The sequence below is a fragment of the Mesorhizobium sp. M2A.F.Ca.ET.039.01.1.1 genome, from assembly GCF_003998035.1.
Lineage (GTDB): Bacteria > Pseudomonadota > Alphaproteobacteria > Rhizobiales > Rhizobiaceae > Mesorhizobium.
Window position 1 is genome coordinate 1 of record NZ_RZRY01000019.1, and the last position, 17,900, is coordinate 17,900.

The window sequence follows — 17,900 nt, forward strand, 5'->3', positions numbered from 1 at the left end:
ATATATGGTCGCCCCGGTGCGTTGGGCGACGCCGGCCACCGAGGTCGATTGCGCGATGTAGCCGTTGCGCTCGGCGACATCGGTGATCCAGTCGGCCAGCACGCCGCCGCCCTGGCCGCCGACGGCGAGAACGGCGAGTTTTATCACCCGCTCGTCATCAAAGGCGCCCGATTTCGGGCGCAGCGCTGCTTTGTGATCAAGCATCGGCAAACATCAAACGGCGGCTCTCGCGGCGTCGCTGCAACAGCCCGATCACGGCGCGGCGCGCGCTTTCGAGGAAACGGTCCCAGCGGCCGGGATTGTGGACGACGTCGGCGCGGTAGAAGGAGGGGCAAAGCACGGCGGCGTCCGCCACCTCGCCGCAATTGCCGCAGCCGACGCAATTCTGGTCGATCGAGGCGACGGGATCGTCGCGCAACGGATCGTCGAGCGACTTCACCGACAGCGATGGACAGCCAGATAGGCGCATGCAGGCATGGTCGCCGGTGCAGATGTCCTCGTCGACACCGAATTTCGGCTTGACCACGCGCTCGCCGCCCTTGATCGCCTTGTCGACCAGCGGCTTCTCGCGGCGCTGGCGGTTGAGCATGCATTCGGACGAGGCGACGATGACCTTCGGCCCCTTCTCCTCGGTGGTCAGCGCCTCGCGCAGCGCGGCGCGCATCTTGCCGACATCATAGGTGCGGTCGATGTGGCGCAGCCATTTGACCCCCATGCCCTTCACCGCTTCGTCGATCGGATGCTTCGTCGACTTGGTGCGGTTGTTGGCGCGCGACGACAGGATGTCCTGCCCCCCGGTGGCGGCCGAGTAGAAATTGTCGACGATGACGATGACGCCGTCATTCCGGTTGAAGACGGCATTGCCGATCGAGGAGGTGAGGCCGTTGTGCCAAAACCCGCCGTCGCCGACGAAGGAAATTGAGCGGCGTTTTGCTTCCGGCGAGTTGAAGGCGGAGGCCGAGGCGGGCCCCAGCCCGTAGCCCATGGTGGTGGCGCCGAGCTCGAAGGGCGGCATGATCGAGAACAGATGGCAGCCGATGTCGGAAGCGATGTGGTGCTTACCGAGCTCCTGCTCGACCAGCTTGGTCGCGGCGAAGATCGGCCGCTCCGGGCAGCCGACGCAGAAGCCCGGGGGCCGGCCCGGAACGACATTGATGAGATCGGCGGTGTCGATGCCTTCGCCCAGCTTGTTCGGCGCGCGCACCTCGCCCGGCAAAAGATGCGGGGCGTTGGCGCGCAGGAAGGAGCCGATGCCGTCGAGCATCACCTGCCCAGTATATTCGCCGGCCATCGGCAGATGCTCCTTACCGACCAGCCTGGTGCCGCGCCCGGCCTTGTGCAGCATCGCGGCAAAGGCCTGCTCGATATAGTTGGGCTGGCCTTCCTCGACGACCAGCACCGCCTGCTTGCCTTCGCAGAAGGACAGGAACTCGTCGTCCACCAGCGGATAGACGGCGTTCAGCACGTAGAGCGGCACTTCGGTGTCGCCATAGGTGTCGGCAAGCCCAAGCCGCTGCAGCGCGCGGATTACGGAGTTGTACATGCCGCCCTGCATGACGATGCCGACCGAGCCGTGGTCCGGCCCGAACATCTCGTTGATCTTGCGGCTCTTGATGAAATCGACCGCCGCCGGCCAGCGCTTGGCGACCTTCTCCTTTTCATGCAGGAAGGAAGCGGGCGGCAGCACGATGCGGCCGGTGTCGCGGCGCGGCGCCGACAGCGCGTCGGCGACCGACATTGGCGGGCGCTTGTTGTCCTTGGCAATGAAATGGCCGTGGACATGGCAGCAGCGGATGCGCACTTGCAGCATCACGGGTGTGTTCGACGTCTCGGACAGTTCGAAGCCGTCCTCGACCGCCTTGACGATCGAGGGCAGGTTCGGGCGCGGATCGAGCAGCCAGACCTGGCTCTTCATGGCAAAGGCGTGGCTGCGCTCCTGCATGATGGAGGAGCCTTCGCCATAATCCTCGCCGACGATGATCAGCGCGCCGCCGGTGACGCCGCCGGACGCCAGATTTGCGAGCGCGTCGGACGCGACATTGGTGCCGACTGTCGACTTGAAGGTGGCCGCACCACGGATCGGGTAATGCACCGAAGCGGCAAGCATGGCTGTGGCGGTCGCCTCCGAGGCGCTCGCCTCGAAATGCACGCCGAGCTCGCCCAGGATGTCCTGCGCATCGGCCAGCACATCCATCAGGTGGCTGATCGGCGCGCCCTGGTAGCCGCCGACATAGCCGACGCCGCATTGCAACAGCGCCTTGGTGATTGCGAGGATGCCCTCGCCCGCGAATTCCTCGCCGGCCCCTAACCTCAGCTTTTCGACTTCCTTGGCAAAAGACCGTTCGGCCATGTCTGCCTCCTTCCGTTGCCGCAACCAGGCGGCGCGTTCGTCAACTCAGATGTCGTGCTTGCGGATGTTCTTCAGCATCTTCTGCAGGATCGCGATCAGCGCGGCATACTCGGCATCGTCGACACCGTCGAACATCGCCTCGAACGCGTCATGCATGGCCGGCCAGGCGCGGGTGAACAGCGCGCGTCCGTCATCGGTCAGGAACACATGGCGGATGCGGCTGTCGGTGACGCCCTGCTCGCGCCGTACCAGGCCCTGGCTTTCCAGCGTGTCGAGCGTGCGGCTCAAGGTCGACTGCTCGATCACCGTATAAACCGAGAGGTCGTTGACGGTGACGCCGTCGGTGACCGAGAGCACGGCGAGCGTCCGCACCTGCGGAATGGTAAGACCTTGCTTACGGAAATCCTCGCGCAAAGTGGCGTTGTAGCGGCCCATGATGCGGTTCATCAGATAGGGCGCGAATTGCTGCAGCCCGATCTGGCCGAGGGTCGAGATGCGCTGGCGTTTTTCGGCGAGCTTTTGTTCCATCAGAGCCTCCCCGCCAGAAGGAAGCCGGAGCCGCCGCCTAGGCCGGCTCCCGGATGGGTCGAAGCGCCGATATGGTAGAGGCCTTTGACGCCGGTCTCGTGGTTGCGGCTTGCCTTGAACGGCCGCCACAGGAAGGACTGGTCGATGGTCGACGAGCCACCATAGGGATCTCCGCCGACAAGGTTGATGTTCATCGCTTCGAGGTCGGCCGGCGAATAGGCGCGGCGCGCAATGACGGTCTCGCGAAACCCGTCGATATGGTTGGCGAGGATCGCCTCGACGCGGTCGGCATAGGCTTCGCGCAGTGCCCCGGTCCAGCGCCCGTCAGCCGGGGCATTCAGCTTGCCGGCGGCATCGCCCTTGATGTGGCGCGGCGCCTCGGGCAGTTGCAGCCAGAGGATCGCCTTGCCTTCAGGACAGCGCGAGGGATCGAGCGCGTGCGGCTGGCCGACGCAGATGGTCGGCACTTCCGGCAGCAGGCCGCGCACCGCCTCGTTGCAGGCTTTCGAAACGCCGTCCAAACCCGGCGTCAGATGCAGCAGCGCCACCTTGTCGAGGCCCCCGCCGCGCCATGCAGGCGGCTTGTCCAGCGCATAGTGGATCTGGAAATTGCCCTTGCCGTAGCGATAGGCCTGCGTGGCCTTGGTTGCCGCCTCAGGCGCATCCTTGCCGAGCAGGCGGCCGTAGAGCTGCGTCGGCGTGACCGAGCAGATGACGCCTTTCGCAGCGCTCAACGTCTCGCCGGAGGCGAGCCGCACGCCGGTGGCACGGCCGCCGCTCTGGACGATCGAGGCGACATCGGCGTCGACGCGGATCTCGCCGCCGCGCTCCTTGATCAGCGCCTCGAAGGCGGCGAGCAGGTTTTTCGCGCCGCCCTTGACGACCGGCGCGCCGGCGGCCTCCAGGGCGAAGGCGATGACCTTGGCGATCTGGCCGGAGAAGGCGTCTTCGGGCCCAAGCCCGGCATGCAGCACCCAGGGTGCCCAGAGCGCGCGGACCGTGTCGGATGAGTAGGTCGTCTCAAGCCAGCCGCGCGCGGGCACCAGCGCCTCGCCCATGAAGGCGGCGAGGTTGCGCGGGCCGCGCCGCCAGGCCTCGCCGGCCAGCAGCTTGGTTGTCGGATAGGACCAGAGCGCGCCGCCGAGCAGACCGAACAGCAGCCCCGCATCGCGCTCGATGCCGCCGACGTCGCCGCCGTGGCGGTCGCCGTCGCCGGCGGCGATCCGGTTGAGCGCCGCGATGTTGGTGGCGCGGTCGGTGGTGAGCACGGCATGGCTGCCGTCCGGCATGAGAACGCCTGTGGGAGTCGCCGTGTGGCAGAACTCCAGCCCATGCCGCGCAAGGTCCTTGCCAAGCGCGGCAAAGGCCGGCGAGGTGATGAACAGCACGAAGGTCGTCGCCATCACGTCATGGACGAAGCCCGGCGCGGTGATCTCCTCGGTGCGCATGCAGCCGCCGATGCGGTCGTTGCGCTCGAGCACCAGCACCTTGGCGCCCTTGGCGCCAAGCATTGCCGCGCAGACCAGGGCGTTGATGCCGCTGCCGACGATGGTGTGATCGGCGGCGGTCATTGAGGGGTGCTCGCGGTCAAGAAATGGACGTCAATCGCGCAAAGCCGAGTTCCTTCGCGCCCCCCTCTGTCCTGCCGGACATCTGCCCCACAAGGGGGGAGATTGGCAGCCTCGGCGCCTTGCTCAATCCTGCGGCGTTGGAGATTGGCGAAAGCACGCGTGACGTCTGATCTCCCCCCTTGTGGGGGAGATGTCCGGCAGGACAGAGGGGGGCGCCGTAGAGCGCTGACGCTCCAAGACGACCACATCGACTCCATCACTCCATTGCCCTCGAGCATGATCTTCTCCCGAAGACCGCCGCCTCGCCCTATTTGCCTGGCACCAGCGCCAGCGCGCGGATCGGGCTGCCGGTGCCGCGCTCGATCTTGAGCGGGGCCGCGATCAGGATAGCGCCCTTCGGCGGCAGCTGGTCGAGATTGCAGAGGCTGGCGAGGCCATAGCGGTTGGCCTTGTGCATCAGCGTGTGGGCCGGGAATGGCGGCTCCATGCCGCCGGCCTTGCCGGCATCGGTACCGATCGTCTCCGAGCCCCAGCCCTTGATATCCTTGCTGATCAGGAACTGGATGGCTTCGGCCGTCGGGCCGGGCGTGTGAGGGCCGGTCTCGTTGGCATTGAGGAACTCGGCTTCCGAGCCGTTGCGCTTGTACCAGTCGGTGCGCATCACCACCCACTCGCCGGGATTGATGGCGCCGTGCTTGGCCTCCCAGGCCTTGATATGGTCGACGGTGAGCAGGAAATCGTGGTCTTCAGCCGCTTCCACTGAGCAGTCGATGACGTTGACCGGACCGATGAAATTCTGCGCCGGAATGGTGTCGGTGGCGCCGTCCGGATAATCCTTGCCGGTAATCCAGTGCTGCGGCGCGTCGAAATGCGTGCCCGAATGCTCGCCGAGCTTCAGCCAGTTCCAGGCCCACCACGGACCGTTCTTGTCGTATTTGGAAATCTCGTGGATCTCGATCTTCGGCGTGTCGACGGCGAGCTCCGGCGGCAGCTTGATCAGCGGCGTGTTCGGCCCGAGCGGCGCCGTCAGGTCGACCACCTTGATGGCGCCCGAGAGCAGCTGGCCGGCGACCTCGCCGAGGAGTTTCTGCGTGTCCATGGTCTTTGTTCCCTCTTGTCTCTGATGATCAAGGCTCGTTGCGGCCCTTAATATACCTACTAGACGAAAACATATGCATCTGCAATTATCTTTAAGCATAAAGCATTTTGGGGCGGGGCGTGAGCGAGTTCGACGCCATCTTTGTCGGGGCGGGCCACAACAGTCTGGCATGCGCCGCGCATCTGGCGCTCAAAGGCTGGAAAATAGCGGTTTTCGAACGCAGCGAAAAGATCGGCGGGGCAGTGCGGACCGCCGAATACACGCTTCCCGGCTTCCGGCACGATTTCGGCGCGATGAATTTGAGCCTCTTTGCAGGCTCCGCCTTTCACCGGAAATATGCAAATGAATTGAATAGCCACGGGCTGGAGTTCGCGCCGGTGGCCGATTGTTTCGCCAGCGCCTTCCCCGATGGGAAATGGTTCGGCGTCAGCAACGACCTGGAAAAGACCGCATCGCGGCTGGCCGCCTTCTCGGCGGCGGACGCGGCCACATGGCGGAAACTGGTAGGCGCCTTCCCGGGCGAAGCTGAGCATCTGTTCCGGCTGCTCGGATCGCCGATGAGCGCAAGGGCGCTGGCCGGCACGGGCTGGAAACTCTGGCGCAAGAAGGGTCTTGCCGGCGCGCTCGATACCGGCCGGCTGCTGCTCTCATCGCCGCGCGGGTGGCTGGAGGAAAATTTCGAGACGCCGCATGTCCGCACCACGCTCGCGGCCTGGGGCATGCATCTCGACTTCGCGCCCGACATCGCCGGGGGCGCCGTCTTCCCCTACCTGGAATCGATGGCCAACCAGAGTTTCGGCATGGTGCTGGGCAAAGGCGGTGCCGACACCATCATCCATGCCCTGGCCGGCATGGTGAAGGCGGCCCGTGGCCAGATCACGACCGGCGCCGATGTCGCCGAGATCATGGTTTCCGGCGGCAGGGCGACCGGGGTGCGGCTGGCATCCGGCGAAACGCATGTTGCGACCAAGGCCCTCATTGCCGGTGTCGCACCGAAAGCGCTGCCGGGCAAGCTGCTGCCCAATGGCTCGGGCGACGCCGGTTTTGACGCTGCGATGCAGACATTCCGTCATGCGCCGGGCACGATGATGATCCATCTGGCGATGGACGATCTGCCGGACTGGAGCGCCGGCGCCGAGCTTCGCCAGTTCGCCTATGTGCATCTGGCGCCGTCGCTCGATGCCATGTCGCGCACCTACCAGCAGGCGATCGCCGGCCAGTTGCCCGACCAGCCCGTGCTCGTGGTCGGCCAGCCGACGGCCGTCGACCCTTCGCGGGCGCCGCAAGGCAAGCATGTGCTGTGGGTGCAGGTGCGCATGCTGCCGGCGGAGATCCTCGGCGATGCCGCGGGCAAGATCGCGCCGGCGCAGTGGGATGCCGTCAAGGACGCCTATGCCGAGCGCGTGCTCGACATCATCGAGAGCTACGCGCCCGACCTGCGACAGAAAATCCTTTGCCGCGCGATTTTCTCGCCACTCGACCTCGAGCGCGAAAACCCGAACCTGGTCGGTGGCGACCAGATCTGCGGCAGCCACCATCTGGCGCAGAATTTCCTCTTCCGCCCGGCGCGCGGCTTCGCGCGCTGGAACACGCCCGTCGCCAACCTGTACCTCACCGGAGCCGCGACATGGCCCGGCGCCGGCACGGGCGCGGCCTCCGGCTTCATGCTCGCCCAACAGCTGGGAGGAAACTAGAATTCCGGGACGGGAAGCGCGCGGTTGCCCGGGTGCCTGAACAGACGGATCGATGACGCCGCGCAAATTAAAGACAACCAACAAGGGGAACGACCATGACCATCAACAGACGCGACTTGCTTGGATATGGCGCCGCCGCGATCGGCGCGGCGACGCTTGGCCTGCCGAGGGCGGCCAAGGCGGCCGACGAGCTCACCATCGCCTACAACGTCAACCTGCCCTCCTGGGATCCGACGACCGGCCCTTCCGCGGTGAACCCGACCATTCAGGGCCTCTACCAGTCGGTGTTCGACCAGATCATCGGCCAGAAGCCGGACCTCTCCTTCACGCCGGGACTGCTCACCGAATGGGGCTGGAACGACGACCGCACCAAGGTGACGATGACGGTGCGCGAAGGCGTCAAATGGCATGATGGCTCGCCCTTCACGCCGGAAGACGTGGTGTGGTCGCTGACCCGGGCCGGCGACGAGAAGACCGGCAACCCGATCCAGTTCGTCTGGAAGAACGTCAACAATTTCAAGATCGACGGCAACAAGATCACCGGCGACGTCGTCCAGTTCGATCCGGTCTATTTCAAGTGGATGTCGTTCCTGACCGGCTACATCCTGCCGAAAGCCTATTACGAGAAGGTCGGGGCCGAAGGCTTCGAGAAGGCCCCGATCGGCACCGGGCCGTATATGGTCGACAAGTTCGAGCGCAACGCCTTCCTGCGCCTGAAGGCCAATCCGCATTATTGGGGCACGAAGCCGGCCTTCGAGAATGTGACGATCAAGTTCGTCACCGATGCGGCGAGCCGTGTCGCCGAGATCGAGTCGGGCTCCTCGCAGGTGACGCTCGAAATCCCCTATGAGGAGTATGACCGGCTGATCGCCAAGGACGGGCTTGCCGGCTCGATCAAGAACGTCTCCGACATCGGCATGATCTTCTTCAACGACATCGAGGCGATGCTGGACAAGAACGTCCGCCAGGCGGCCGTGATGGCGGTCGACAAGGAGCTTCTGGTCAAGCGCCTGCTGCGCGGCTACGGCCAGCCGATCGCGACGCTGGAGACGCCGGAATACACGGCCTTCGATCCCTCGATCAAGGTCGAGCACAACCCGGAGAAAGCCAAGGAATTGCTAGCCGCCTCGGGCTATTCGACCAAGAAGCCGGTCAAGTTCACCATCCAGACCACCAAGGGCTTCAAGCCCAAGGACTATGAGATGATCCAGGCGATCGTCGGCATGTGGCGCAAGGTCGGCATCGAGGCCAAGATCGAGGTCTATGAGATCGCCAAGCATTACGAGCTGCGCGCCGCCGACAAGCTGGCGCCGGCCGCCTTCTACAATTGGGGCAACTCCATCGGCGACCCGACCACCTCGACCGGCTTCGCCATGTACGGCCCGAGCCCGCATTCGGTTTGGGACAGCAAGGACCTGATCGACATGATCAACCCGCTCTGGGGCGAGAAGGACGAGGCCAAGCGCATCGCCGGCTGGAAGGCGGTCGACAAATACATCGCCGAGCAGGCCTATGTGCTGCCGCTGATCCAGTATGCGCAGCCGATCGTGCATTCGAAGAAGGTCAATGTCGTGCAGCATGTGTCCGGCGCGTTGCTGCCGGCGCTGATGACCCCGGCCGCCTGATCGAAATGAGGAGGCGCGATAGCGTGCCTCCTTCAACGACGCAGCCCCCTTATCCGGCCCTTCGGGCCACCTTCTCCCCCAGGGGAGAAGAGGCCGCCGACGGCTGAGCCAGCCTCTTCTCCCCACCGGGGAGAAGGTGGCCGCGAAGCGGCCGGATGAGGGGGAGTCCGTTCAGAGTGATTACGCACGCATGCTGCTGCAGAGATTCCTCGTTCGTCTGTTGACGATGCTGGTGACGCTGTTTGGCGTCGCCATCGTCGTCTTCGTCGTCATCCGGGTCGCGCCAGGCGATCCGATCGCCATGATGCTGCCGCCCGGCGCCAGCGATGACGACATCGCCCGGCTGCGCGCGCTCTACGGGCTCGACAAGTCAATCGTGCAGCAATTCTTCATCTGGCTCGGCGGCGTGCTGCATGGCGATTTCGGCACCTCGATCTCGCTGCGCCAGGACGTGCTCGGCCTGGTCTTCGACCGGCTGCCGGCGACGCTGGAGCTGGCGACCGTGGCGCTGCTGATGGCGATCGCGCTCGGCGCCACCGCCGCGATCCTCGGCGCGCGCTCGCGCGGCACGGCCATCGAGGCCGGCATCGACATCGTGAGCGGCGCGACGCTCTCCATTCCCGATTTCCTGTGGGGCCTTGTGCTGATCCTTTTGTTCGGCGTGCTGGTGCCGGTGTTCGACATTTCAGGCCGGGTGTCGCCGCAGCTCGATCTGCCTTTCGTCACCCAGTTCTATCTGGTCGAGAGCATTCTCAGGCTGCGCTTCGACCTCACCTGGGACCTGCTGAAACACATGCTGATGCCGGCCGTGGCCTTGGCGCTGCCGCTGGCGGCGATTATCGCGCAGTTGCTCAAACAGTCGCTGAAGGAGGTGCTCGACCTCGACTATGTCGTGCTGGCGCGTGTCAAAGGCTTTTCCGAGACGCAGGTCATCCTGCGCGAGGCGCTGAAGAACGCGGCCCTGCCGACGCTGACGCTGGTCGGCGTGCAATTCACCTTCCTCATCGGCGGCACCGTCATCGTCGAGCGGCTGTTTTCCTATGAAGGTCTCGGCAATATGGCGATCGACGCCGTCATCAACCGAGACCTGCCACTGATCCAGGGCATCGTGCTGGTCTTCGCGCTGCTCTTCGTGCTGATCAACCTCGCCGTCGATATGATGTATGCTCTGCTCAATCCGAGGCTGCGCCATGGATGAGGCGCGCGTTGCCCGGCGCCGTTTGAGCCCGAGGCTGTGGCTGGCCGGCGGTTGGCTTGTGCTGGCGATGCTCGCGGCCATCTTCGCGCCGCTGCTCGCGCCGCAGGACCCGCTGGCGCAGGATTTGATGCTGGAGCGCCTGCCGCCCTTCTGGCTGGACGGCGCCGAGCCCGGCTATTGGCTGGGCACTGACAGCCTGGGACGCGATCTGTTGTCGCGGCTGATCTTCGGCGGCCGCATCGCCTTCATCGTCGCCTTCGCCGCAGCGACATCCGCCTGCCTCATCGGTTCGGCGCTGGGGCTGATCGCCGGCTATTTCGGCAACTGGGCCGACCGCATCATCTCGCGCATCGTCGATGTGTGGATGGCGTTCCCGCCGGTGCTGTTCGCGATCCTGCTGGTGGCGGTGTTGGGCACGGGGCTCAGCTCCGTCATCCTCGCCATCGCCATCATCGACTGGACGCGCTTCTGCCGGGTGATCCGCGCCGAGGCGATGAGCCAGGCGCGCATGGATTATGTCGAGAGCGCGCGCATCGCCGGCTATGGCCGCATCGGCATCATGCTTCGCGAAGTGCTGCCCAATGTGCTGCCGTCGGTGGTGGCGTTGCTATCGCTGGAGATGGGCATCGCCGTCATCGTCGAGGCGATCCTGTCCTTCGTCAATCTGTCGATCTCGACCGACGACCCGACCTGGGGGAGCATCATCGCCGAGGGCCGTCTGTCGATCCACCAGGCGTGGTGGGTGCTGGTGTTCCCGCTGATCACGCTGATCCTCACTGTGCTTTCCTTCAGCCAGTTCGGCGAAGCGCTGAAGGCGCGCTTCGATCCGGTGCTGCGATGAGCGCGTGTCTGGACATCCGCTCCTTGAGCGCCGTGCTGCCCAACGGCCAGCGCGTGCTGCGCTCGGTGTCGCTCGCCGTGCAGCCGGGCGAGGTGCGCGCGCTGGTCGGCGAGAGCGGTGCCGGCAAGACGATGATCGGCAAGGCGGTGCTCGGCGTGCTGCCGAAAAGCGTGCGCATCGTCGAAGGCGAGATGCTAATCGAGGGCGAGGACCTCGGACGCCTCGATGCCAAGGCGCGGCGGACCCTGATCGGCGCGCGCACGGCTCTGATCCCGCAGGATCCGCTGACCGCGCTCAACCCTTCGCGCCGCATCGGCGCGCAGATGACCGACCGGCTGGTCCGCATCCTCGGCTGGAGCGGCGAGCGGGCCGACAAGCGTATCCGCCAGTTGCTCGACGAGGTACAGATCCGAGATCCTGAACGCGTGCTGAAAAGCTATCCGCACGAATTGTCCGGCGGCATGCGCCAGCGCGTGCTGATCGCGGCGGCCTTCGCGGCGGAGCCCAGGCTGATCGTTGCCGACGAGCCGACGACGGCGCTGGACGTGACCGTGCAGAAGCAGATCCTGCGGCTGATCGCGCAGCTGCAGCGCGACCATGGCACCGCGATCCTGTTCGTCACCCACGATCTCGGCGTCGTTGCCAAGATCAGCCAGAAAGTGTCGGTGCTCTACGCCGGCAAGGTGGTGGAGGAGGCCGAGACCGCGCAGCTCTTCGCCGCTCCGCAGCACGCCTACACACGGGCGCTGATCGCGGCGACGCCGCGCTACACCGATCCCTACGCCTCGCTGAAGCCAGTGGATGAAAGCGTGCTTGCCGGGCTAACGGCCGAAATCGCAGCCGCCGACAAGGATTGGAGGCCCAGCCATGGCTGAGCCGCTGTTTTCCGTGCGCGGGCTGAAAGTGGCGCTGCTGGACATGACGCGCAAGCCATTGATCGGCCGAGCGCCGCTGGCCGAGATTCTGAAAGGGCTCGACTTCGATCTGCCCAGGGGATCGGTGACCGGCATCGTCGGCGAGTCCGGCTCCGGCAAGTCGACGCTGGGGCGCGCGCTGGTCAGACTGCTCGAACCCAGCGCCGGCTCGATCGGCTTCGAGGGGCGCGACATCAGCCAACTTTCGGAGGCTGAGCTCAGGCCGCTGCGCCGCGACTTGCAGATGATCTTCCAGGACCCGATGTCGTCGCTCAATCCGCGCCACACGATCTTCAACATCATCGCGGCGCCCTTGAGGCAGAACGGCCTCGGCGACCGGCTGAAGGAACGCGTCGCGGAAGCGCTGCAGCGCGTCGGCCTGCCGCAGAATTTTGCCAGCCGCTACCGCCACGAATTGTCCGGAGGCCAGCGGCAGCGCGTCGGTATTGCACGGGCGCTCGCTCTCTCGCCGAAATTCGTGTTGGCCGACGAGATCGTCTCCGGCCTTGACGTTTCGACGCAAGCGCAGATCCTGACGCTGCTGGAAAAGCTGGCGGCCGAGATGGGGCTGACGGTCGCTTTCATCAGCCATGATCTGTCGGTGATCCGGCGGCTCTGCCAGCAGGTCGTCGTCATGCGCGAGGGAAGGATCGTCGAAGCCAGCGCCACCGACGCGCTGTTCGACAATCCCAAGGAGACCTACACGCGCGACCTGCTCGCCGCCATTCCGCTGCCGGAGATCGATCCGGACTGGCTGCGGCTCAAGGCGCCGGCATGAATTGAGTTTTAAAATCCGCACGCCGACCAGCGGGCCTCGGATGTGCGCTAGGACAAGCAGGCTCGCCAATGGAGGGTGACATGAAATACGCAGTCCAGGCAGCGGTCCTCGCGGCCTCCTTGTCCGGCGCAATGGCAGCCGCATCGGCGGATACGATCCCCGGCATGCGCGGGCACGACCATACCGGCATCACCGTGCCCGACATGAAACAGGCCGTCGACTTCTTCACCGATGTCGTCGGCTGCAAGAAGGCGATGTCGTTCGGACCGTTTGCCGACGACAAAGGCACCTTCATGCAGGATCTGCTCGGCGTCGATCCGAAGGCGGTGATCGAGGAGATCACCATGGTGCGCTGCGGCACCGGGTCGAACATCGAATTGTTCAAATACACCGCGCCCGACCAGAAGGATTTGACGCCGAAGAACAGCGATATCGGCGGCTTCCACATCGCCTTCTATGTCGACGACGTCGCCGCCGCGAAGGCTTATCTCGACGGCAAGGGCGTGAAGACCAGACTGGGACCGCTGCCGGTGAAGGAAGGCCCCGCGGCCGGCCAGACCATCCTCTATTTCCAGGCGCCCTGGGGCCTGCAGCTGGAAGCGATCAGCTACCCGCAGGGCATGGCCTATGAGAAGGGGGCGGAGACCGTGTTGTGGAGCCCCAAGGATCCGAGCAAATGACCTCAACCGCCCGCGCCCAAACCATGGTTCAATTATAAAACTTTAAGCTTGAAATAATTGGCCCCTGGCGCAATACTGACAGCCGGAACCGCTGGTCCCATCCGGCGGTTCCGGACATCTTATAGAGTTCACGCAATTCCGGACGGAAAACCGCTACGCACTTTTCCTGGAATTGCTCTAGAGGAGATCGCAAGACATGAAGGTTGCGGTTCTCGGCGGCGGACCGGCCGGCCTCTACTTTGCCATCTCGCTGAAGCTGCGCGATGCCGCGCATGAGGTGACGGTCTATGAGCGCAACCGCCCGGACGACACGTTCGGGTGGGGCGTGGTGCTGTCGGCGGAGACGCTGGAGAACCTGACCAGGAACGACCCGGTCAGCGCCGTCTGGATCAAGAAACATTTCGCCTATTGGGACGACATCGCGGTGATCCATGACGGCGTGCGCACCGTTTCCTCCGGCCACGGCTTCTGCGGCATCGGCCGCAAGCGGCTGCTGATCCTCCTGCAGCGCCGCGCTCGTGAGCTCGGCATCAAGCTGCAGTTCGAGACCGAGATTTCCGATCCCCGGCCCTTCATGGAAACGCATGACCTGGTGGTTGCTTCGGATGGGCTGAACTCCAAATCCCGCGCCACTTTCGCCGATGTGTTCAAGCCTGACGTCGACACACGCAAATGCAAGTTCGTGTGGCTGGGCACGACGCAGAAATTCGACGATGCTTTCACCTTCATCTTCGAGAAGACGGAGCATGGCTGGGTGTGGGCGCATGCCTACCAGTTCGACAGCGAGACCGCGACCTTCATCGTCGAATGTAGCGAGCAGACCTGGAACGCCTTCGGCTTCGGCCAGATGACGCAGCAGGAATCGATCGCGGCCTGCAAACGCATTTTTGCAAAGCATCTCGGCGGCCATCCGCTGATGACCAACGCCAACCACATCCGTGGTTCGGCCTGGATCAATTTCCCGCGCGTGCTGTGCGAGCGCTGGTCTTACAGGAACCTGGCGCTGATGGGCGATGCAGCGGCGTCGGCGCATTTCTCGATCGGCTCCGGCACCAAGCTGGCGCTGGAAAGCGCCGTGGCGCTGGCGGACTATGTCGAGTCCGAGCCGGACCTGGAAGCGGCCTTTCGCAAATATGAGGATGCGCGGCGCACCGAAGTGCTCAAGCTGCAATCGGCGGCGCGCAACTCGCTCGAATGGTTCGAGGAAGTCGAACGATATCTCGGTTTGGATCCAGTTCAGTTCAACTATTCGCTGCTCACCCGCTCGCAGCGCATCAGCCACGAGAACCTTCGGATGCGCGACGCCGAATGGCTGGCGGGCGCCGAGGAATGGTTCCAGCGCAAGGCCGGCGCCGGCGGCAACATGCTGCGCCGCGCGCCGATGTTCGCGCCGTTCAAACTGCGCGACATGACGCTCGCCAACCGCATCGTTGTTTCGCCGATGGCGCAGTACAAGGCGGTCGACGGCTGCCCGACCGACTGGCATTTTGCTCACTATGCCGAGCGCGCCAAAGGTGGCGCCGGGCTGCTCTATATCGAGATGACCTGCGTTAGCCCGGAAGGGCGCATCACGCCTGGATGCCCGGGCTTCTACAAGCCGGAGCATGAGGTCGCCTGGAAACGGCTGGTCGATTTCGTCCATGCCGAAACGGAGGCCAAGATTTGCGCCCAGATCGGCCATTCCGGCGCCAAGGGCTCGACCCGCGTCGGCTGGGAAGGAACCGACGTGCCGTTGCCTTCCGGCAACTGGCCGGTGATGGCGCCGTCGGCCGTGGCATGGTCGCCGCAGAACCAGGTGCCGAAGGCGATGGACCGCGCCGACATGGACATGGTCCGCGACCAATTCGTCGCTTCGGCTCAGATGGCCGGGCGTTGCGGCTTCGACATGCTGGAGATCCATGCCGCGCATGGCTATCTGCTGTCGGCCTTCATCACGCCGCTGACCAATCGGCGCACCGACGAGTATGGCGGCTCGCTGGAAAACCGCATGCGCTATCCGCTGGAGATCTTCCGCGCGGTGCGCGCGGTGTGGCCGTCGGAAAAACCGATCTCGATGCGCATCTCGGCCAATGACTGGGTCGGCATCGAAGGCGTGACGCCGGCGGACGCCGTCGAGATCGCAAAGCTGCTGCGTGAAGCCGGCGTCGATCTCTGCGACGTCTCGGCCGGACAGACGTCCATCGCCGCCAAGCCGGTCTATGGCCGCATGTTCCAGACGCCGTTCTCCGACCGCATCCGCAACGAGGTAGGCATGGCGACGATGGCGGTCGGCAACATTTACGAGCCGGACCATGCCAACTCGATCCTGATGGCCGGCCGCGCCGATCTTGTGGCGCTGGCAAGGCCGCATCTTGCCGATCCCTACTGGACGCTGCATGCGGCGGTGACGCTCGGCGACCGCGGCGTCAAATGGCCCGATCCCTATCTGCCGGGACGCGACCAGATCTACCGGCTGGCGGAGCGCGAAGCGGCAGCGGGGCTGAAGGTATGAGCGCCGCGCGGGCAATCGAGGGCAAGCACGCGCTGGTCACCGGCGGCGGCTCCGGCGTCGGCAAAGCCATCGCGCTGGCGCTGGCGGAAGCCGGTGTGGCGGTTACCATCTGCGGCCGGCGCGAAGCGGCGCTGGCCGATGTTTCGAAGGGAAGCGACCGCATCTTCGCCATCGTGGCGGATGTCACGAATGAAGCCGAGATGACGGCCCTCCACGAGAAGGCGCAAGCCACGCGCGGACCGTTCGACATCGTCGTCGCCAATGCGGGCATGGCCGGCAGCGCGCCGGCGCACAAGACGTCTTTGGCCGGCTGGCAGCGCACGCTCGACGTCAACCTCACTGGCGCCTTCCTGACGGTCAAGCCGGCGCTGGCCGGCATGCTCGCGCGGAAGGCAGGCCGTATCGTCTTCGTCGCCTCGACCGCCGGGCTGAAAGGCTATGCCTATGTCGCGCCCTATGTGGCCGCCAAGCATGGCGTCGTCGGGCTGATGCGCGCCTTGGCCGCCGAGACCGCCAAGTCGGGCATGACGGTCAACGCCGTCTGTCCCGGTTTTGTCGAAACCGACATGCTGGAAGAATCCGTCCAACGCATCGTCGAAAAGACCGGGCGGTCGGCAGCGGAAGCAAGGCAGAGCCTGTCGGCGACGAACCCGCAGGGACGCTTCATCCAGCCGGACGAGGTCGCAGACACGGTGCTGTGGCTGTGCAGCGATGCGGCGCGATCGATCACCGGACAGGCAATCTCCATTTCCGGAGGCGAGACATGGTAGCGGGACCGACCTCCACCGGGCCGGGCAAGGAGAGGCTGCGGTTGTGGATCCGACTGCTGCGCGCCTCGCGCACCATCGAGGCGGAGCTGCGCGAACGGCTGAAGAAGGAATTCGACACCACGCTGCCGCGCTTCGACGTGATGGCGGCGCTCTATCGCGTGCCGGAAGGGATGCTGATGAGCGACCTGTCGCGCTTCCTTCTGGTCTCGAACGGCAATGTGACGGGCATCGTCGACCGGCTGGTTTCGGAAGGGCTGGTGACGCGCGCGCGCCGCAACGGCGACCGCCGCACCTCGATGGTGCGGCTGACCGAGGAAGGCAGCAAAGCTTTCGCGAGGATCGCGGCCGTGCATGAGGGCTGGGTCGGCGAGCTGCTCGGCGATGTCAGCGAGGAAGAAGCGAAGCGGCTCACCGGAATGCTGAAATCGTTTCGCAGCAATTGGGAGGGACGCGAATGAGCGCCATGGCAAAGCTCAAGCCGAAGCATTTTCTCTGGGAGGTCGAACGCAAAGTCGCGAAAATCCGGCTCGACCGCCCTGAGCGCAAGAACCCGCTGACCTTCGACAGCTATGCCGAGCTGCGCGACACGTTTCGCGACCTGGTCTATGCCGAGGATGTCGATGCGGTCGTGTTCCTGCCCAATGGCGGTAATTTCTGCTCGGGCGGCGATGTCCACGACATCATCGGACCGTTGATTAAGATGGACATGAAGCAGCTGCTGGCCTTCACGCGCATGACGGGCGATTTCGTCAAGGCGATGCTGAATTGCGGCAAACCCATCATCTCCGCCGTCGACGGCGTGGCTGTCGGCGCCGGCGCGATCATCGCCATGGCCTCGGACATCCGCATTGCGACGCCGGAGGCAAAGACCGCCTTCCTGTTCACCCGCGTCGGGCTCGCCGGCTGCGACATGGGCGCCTGCGCGATCCTGCCGCGCATCATCGGCCAGGGCCGCGCCGCCGAGCTGCTCTACACCGGCCGCACCATGAGCGCCACCGAGGGCGAGCGCTGGGGATTCTACAACCGGCTGGTCGACGCGGCAGCGCTCGAAGCCGACGCGCTCGACATGGCGGCGCGCATCGTTTCCGGCCCGACCTTCGCGCATGGCATCACCAAGACGCAGCTCAACCAGGAATGGTCGATTGGCCTCGACCAGGCGATCGAGGCGGAAGCGCAAGCGCAGGCGATCTGCATGCAGACCGGCGATTTCGAGCGGGCCTACAAGGCGTTCGTGGCGAAGGAAAAGCCGGTGTTCGAGGGGAATTAGCGATGGGTGCGTTATTGGCAACGCTGGCGGGACAGCGCCCCCCTCTGTCCTGCCGGACATCTCCCCCACTTGGGGGGAGATCAGCCGTCGCGTC

Annotated in this window: 15 protein-coding genes and 1 pseudogene; 11 read left to right on the plus strand and 5 right to left on the minus strand. The window is 65.0% G+C overall.

The genetic code is table 11. From position 1 onward, the window contains the following. The 5 genes and pseudogenes from EOA24_RS03460 to EOA24_RS03485 all read right to left on the minus strand — a co-directional run. Window positions 1-204 (minus strand): annotated as a pseudogene (locus EOA24_RS03460) (hypothetical protein); the annotation flags it as partial. Further along, window positions 197-2,350: an indolepyruvate ferredoxin oxidoreductase subunit alpha gene (locus EOA24_RS03465; RefSeq protein ID WP_126079660.1), complete on the minus strand. Its 2,154-nt coding sequence runs from the start codon at window positions 2,348-2,350 to the stop codon at window positions 197-199. The pseudogene EOA24_RS03460 and the gene EOA24_RS03465, both read right to left, overlap by 8 nt. 45 nt (window positions 2,351-2,395) lie before the next feature. After that, complete coding sequence (locus EOA24_RS03470) at window positions 2,396-2,878, minus strand: MarR family transcriptional regulator (protein ID WP_126079661.1); 483 nt, start codon at window positions 2,876-2,878, stop codon at window positions 2,396-2,398. After that, window positions 2,878-4,449, minus strand: coding sequence for an NAD(P)/FAD-dependent oxidoreductase (locus tag EOA24_RS03475; RefSeq protein WP_126079662.1), 1,572 nt, complete (start codon window positions 4,447-4,449; stop codon window positions 2,878-2,880). Before EOA24_RS03475 ends, EOA24_RS03470 begins: the two co-directional genes overlap by 1 nt. Window positions 4,450-4,756: 307 nt before the next feature. Beyond that, window positions 4,757-5,548, minus strand: a complete 792-nt coding sequence (locus EOA24_RS03485) for a cyclase family protein (protein ID WP_126079663.1) — start codon at window positions 5,546-5,548, stop codon at window positions 4,757-4,759. Window positions 5,549-5,667: 119 nt separating this feature from the next. On the opposite strand from EOA24_RS03485, the gene EOA24_RS03490 reads away from it, so the two are divergent. The 11 genes from EOA24_RS03490 to EOA24_RS03540 all read left to right on the plus strand — a co-directional run bounded on the left by EOA24_RS03490 (window position 5,668) and on the right by EOA24_RS03540 (window position 17,806). Next, the gene (locus EOA24_RS03490; RefSeq protein ID WP_126079664.1) at window positions 5,668-7,242 is read left to right on the plus strand and encodes an NAD(P)/FAD-dependent oxidoreductase; all 1,575 of its coding nucleotides are present in this window, start codon (window positions 5,668-5,670) and stop codon (window positions 7,240-7,242) included. Between the two features lie 95 nt (window positions 7,243-7,337). Beyond that, the gene (locus tag EOA24_RS03495) at window positions 7,338-8,867 is read left to right on the plus strand and encodes an ABC transporter substrate-binding protein (protein ID WP_126079665.1); all 1,530 of its coding nucleotides are present in this window, start codon (window positions 7,338-7,340) and stop codon (window positions 8,865-8,867) included. A 190-nt stretch (window positions 8,868-9,057) separates the two neighbouring features. Continuing rightward, window positions 9,058-10,065, plus strand: coding sequence for an ABC transporter permease (locus EOA24_RS03500; protein WP_126079666.1), 1,008 nt, complete (start codon window positions 9,058-9,060; stop codon window positions 10,063-10,065). Beyond that, entirely contained in the window at window positions 10,058-10,906 is an 849-nt protein-coding gene (locus tag EOA24_RS03505; protein WP_126079667.1) for an ABC transporter permease, read from the plus strand. Before EOA24_RS03500 ends, EOA24_RS03505 begins: the two co-directional genes overlap by 8 nt. Then, complete coding sequence (locus tag EOA24_RS03510; RefSeq protein ID WP_126079668.1) at window positions 10,903-11,781, plus strand: ABC transporter ATP-binding protein; 879 nt, start codon at window positions 10,903-10,905, stop codon at window positions 11,779-11,781. Before EOA24_RS03505 ends, EOA24_RS03510 begins: the two co-directional genes overlap by 4 nt. After that, window positions 11,774-12,598 carry an ATP-binding cassette domain-containing protein gene (locus EOA24_RS03515; RefSeq protein WP_127255801.1) on the plus strand — a complete coding sequence of 275 codons (825 nt, stop codon included), beginning with the start codon at window positions 11,774-11,776 and terminating at the stop codon, window positions 12,596-12,598. Before EOA24_RS03510 ends, EOA24_RS03515 begins: the two co-directional genes overlap by 8 nt. Window positions 12,599-12,678: 80 nt before the next feature. Beyond that, a complete protein-coding gene (locus tag EOA24_RS03520; RefSeq protein WP_126079670.1) occupies window positions 12,679-13,278 on the plus strand; it encodes a VOC family protein in 600 nt (199 codons plus the stop codon). A gap of 196 nt (window positions 13,279-13,474) precedes the next feature. Next, entirely contained in the window at window positions 13,475-15,769 is a 2,295-nt protein-coding gene (locus tag EOA24_RS03525; protein WP_126079671.1) for a bifunctional salicylyl-CoA 5-hydroxylase/oxidoreductase, read from the plus strand. Continuing rightward, window positions 15,766-16,539: an SDR family NAD(P)-dependent oxidoreductase gene (locus tag EOA24_RS03530; RefSeq protein ID WP_126079672.1), complete on the plus strand. Its 774-nt coding sequence runs from the start codon at window positions 15,766-15,768 to the stop codon at window positions 16,537-16,539. The genes EOA24_RS03525 and EOA24_RS03530 overlap by 4 nt, the downstream gene beginning before the upstream one ends. Further along, the gene (locus EOA24_RS03535) at window positions 16,533-16,997 is read left to right on the plus strand and encodes a MarR family transcriptional regulator (protein WP_126079673.1); all 465 of its coding nucleotides are present in this window, start codon (window positions 16,533-16,535) and stop codon (window positions 16,995-16,997) included. Before EOA24_RS03530 ends, EOA24_RS03535 begins: the two co-directional genes overlap by 7 nt. After that, window positions 16,994-17,806 (plus strand): enoyl-CoA hydratase family protein, encoded by an 813-nt coding sequence (locus EOA24_RS03540; RefSeq protein WP_126079674.1) that lies wholly within the window; start codon window positions 16,994-16,996, stop codon window positions 17,804-17,806. Before EOA24_RS03535 ends, EOA24_RS03540 begins: the two co-directional genes overlap by 4 nt. The last annotated feature ends 94 nt before the right edge of the window (window positions 17,807-17,900 follow it).

Excerpts from the sequence above, each read along its gene's own strand:
- EOA24_RS03520 (WP_126079670.1), top strand. The coding sequence starts at position 12,679 with ATGAAATACGCAGTCCAGGCAGCGGTCCTCGCGGCCTCCTTGTCCGGC.
- EOA24_RS03525 (WP_126079671.1), top strand. The coding sequence starts at position 13,475 with ATGAAGGTTGCGGTTCTCGGCGGCGGACCGGCCGGCCTCTACTTTGCC.
- EOA24_RS03540 (WP_126079674.1), top strand. The coding sequence starts at position 16,994 with ATGAGCGCCATGGCAAAGCTCAAGCCGAAGCATTTTCTCTGGGAGGTC.
- EOA24_RS03500 (WP_126079666.1), top strand. The coding sequence starts at position 9,058 with ATGCTGCTGCAGAGATTCCTCGTTCGTCTGTTGACGATGCTGGTGACG.
- EOA24_RS03485 (WP_126079663.1), bottom strand. The coding sequence starts at position 5,548 with ATGGACACGCAGAAACTCCTCGGCGAGGTCGCCGGCCAGCTGCTCTCG.
- EOA24_RS03465 (WP_126079660.1), bottom strand. The coding sequence starts at position 2,350 with ATGGCCGAACGGTCTTTTGCCAAGGAAGTCGAAAAGCTGAGGTTAGGG.
- EOA24_RS03535 (WP_126079673.1), top strand. The coding sequence starts at position 16,533 with ATGGTAGCGGGACCGACCTCCACCGGGCCGGGCAAGGAGAGGCTGCGG.
- EOA24_RS03510 (WP_126079668.1), top strand. The coding sequence starts at position 10,903 with ATGAGCGCGTGTCTGGACATCCGCTCCTTGAGCGCCGTGCTGCCCAAC.
- EOA24_RS03495 (WP_126079665.1), top strand. The coding sequence starts at position 7,338 with ATGACCATCAACAGACGCGACTTGCTTGGATATGGCGCCGCCGCGATC.
- EOA24_RS03515 (WP_127255801.1), top strand. The coding sequence starts at position 11,774 with ATGGCTGAGCCGCTGTTTTCCGTGCGCGGGCTGAAAGTGGCGCTGCTG.
- EOA24_RS03470 (WP_126079661.1), bottom strand. The coding sequence starts at position 2,878 with ATGGAACAAAAGCTCGCCGAAAAACGCCAGCGCATCTCGACCCTCGGC.
- EOA24_RS03475 (WP_126079662.1), bottom strand. The coding sequence starts at position 4,449 with ATGACCGCCGCCGATCACACCATCGTCGGCAGCGGCATCAACGCCCTG.
- EOA24_RS03530 (WP_126079672.1), top strand. The coding sequence starts at position 15,766 with ATGAGCGCCGCGCGGGCAATCGAGGGCAAGCACGCGCTGGTCACCGGC.
- EOA24_RS03505 (WP_126079667.1), top strand. The coding sequence starts at position 10,058 with ATGGATGAGGCGCGCGTTGCCCGGCGCCGTTTGAGCCCGAGGCTGTGG.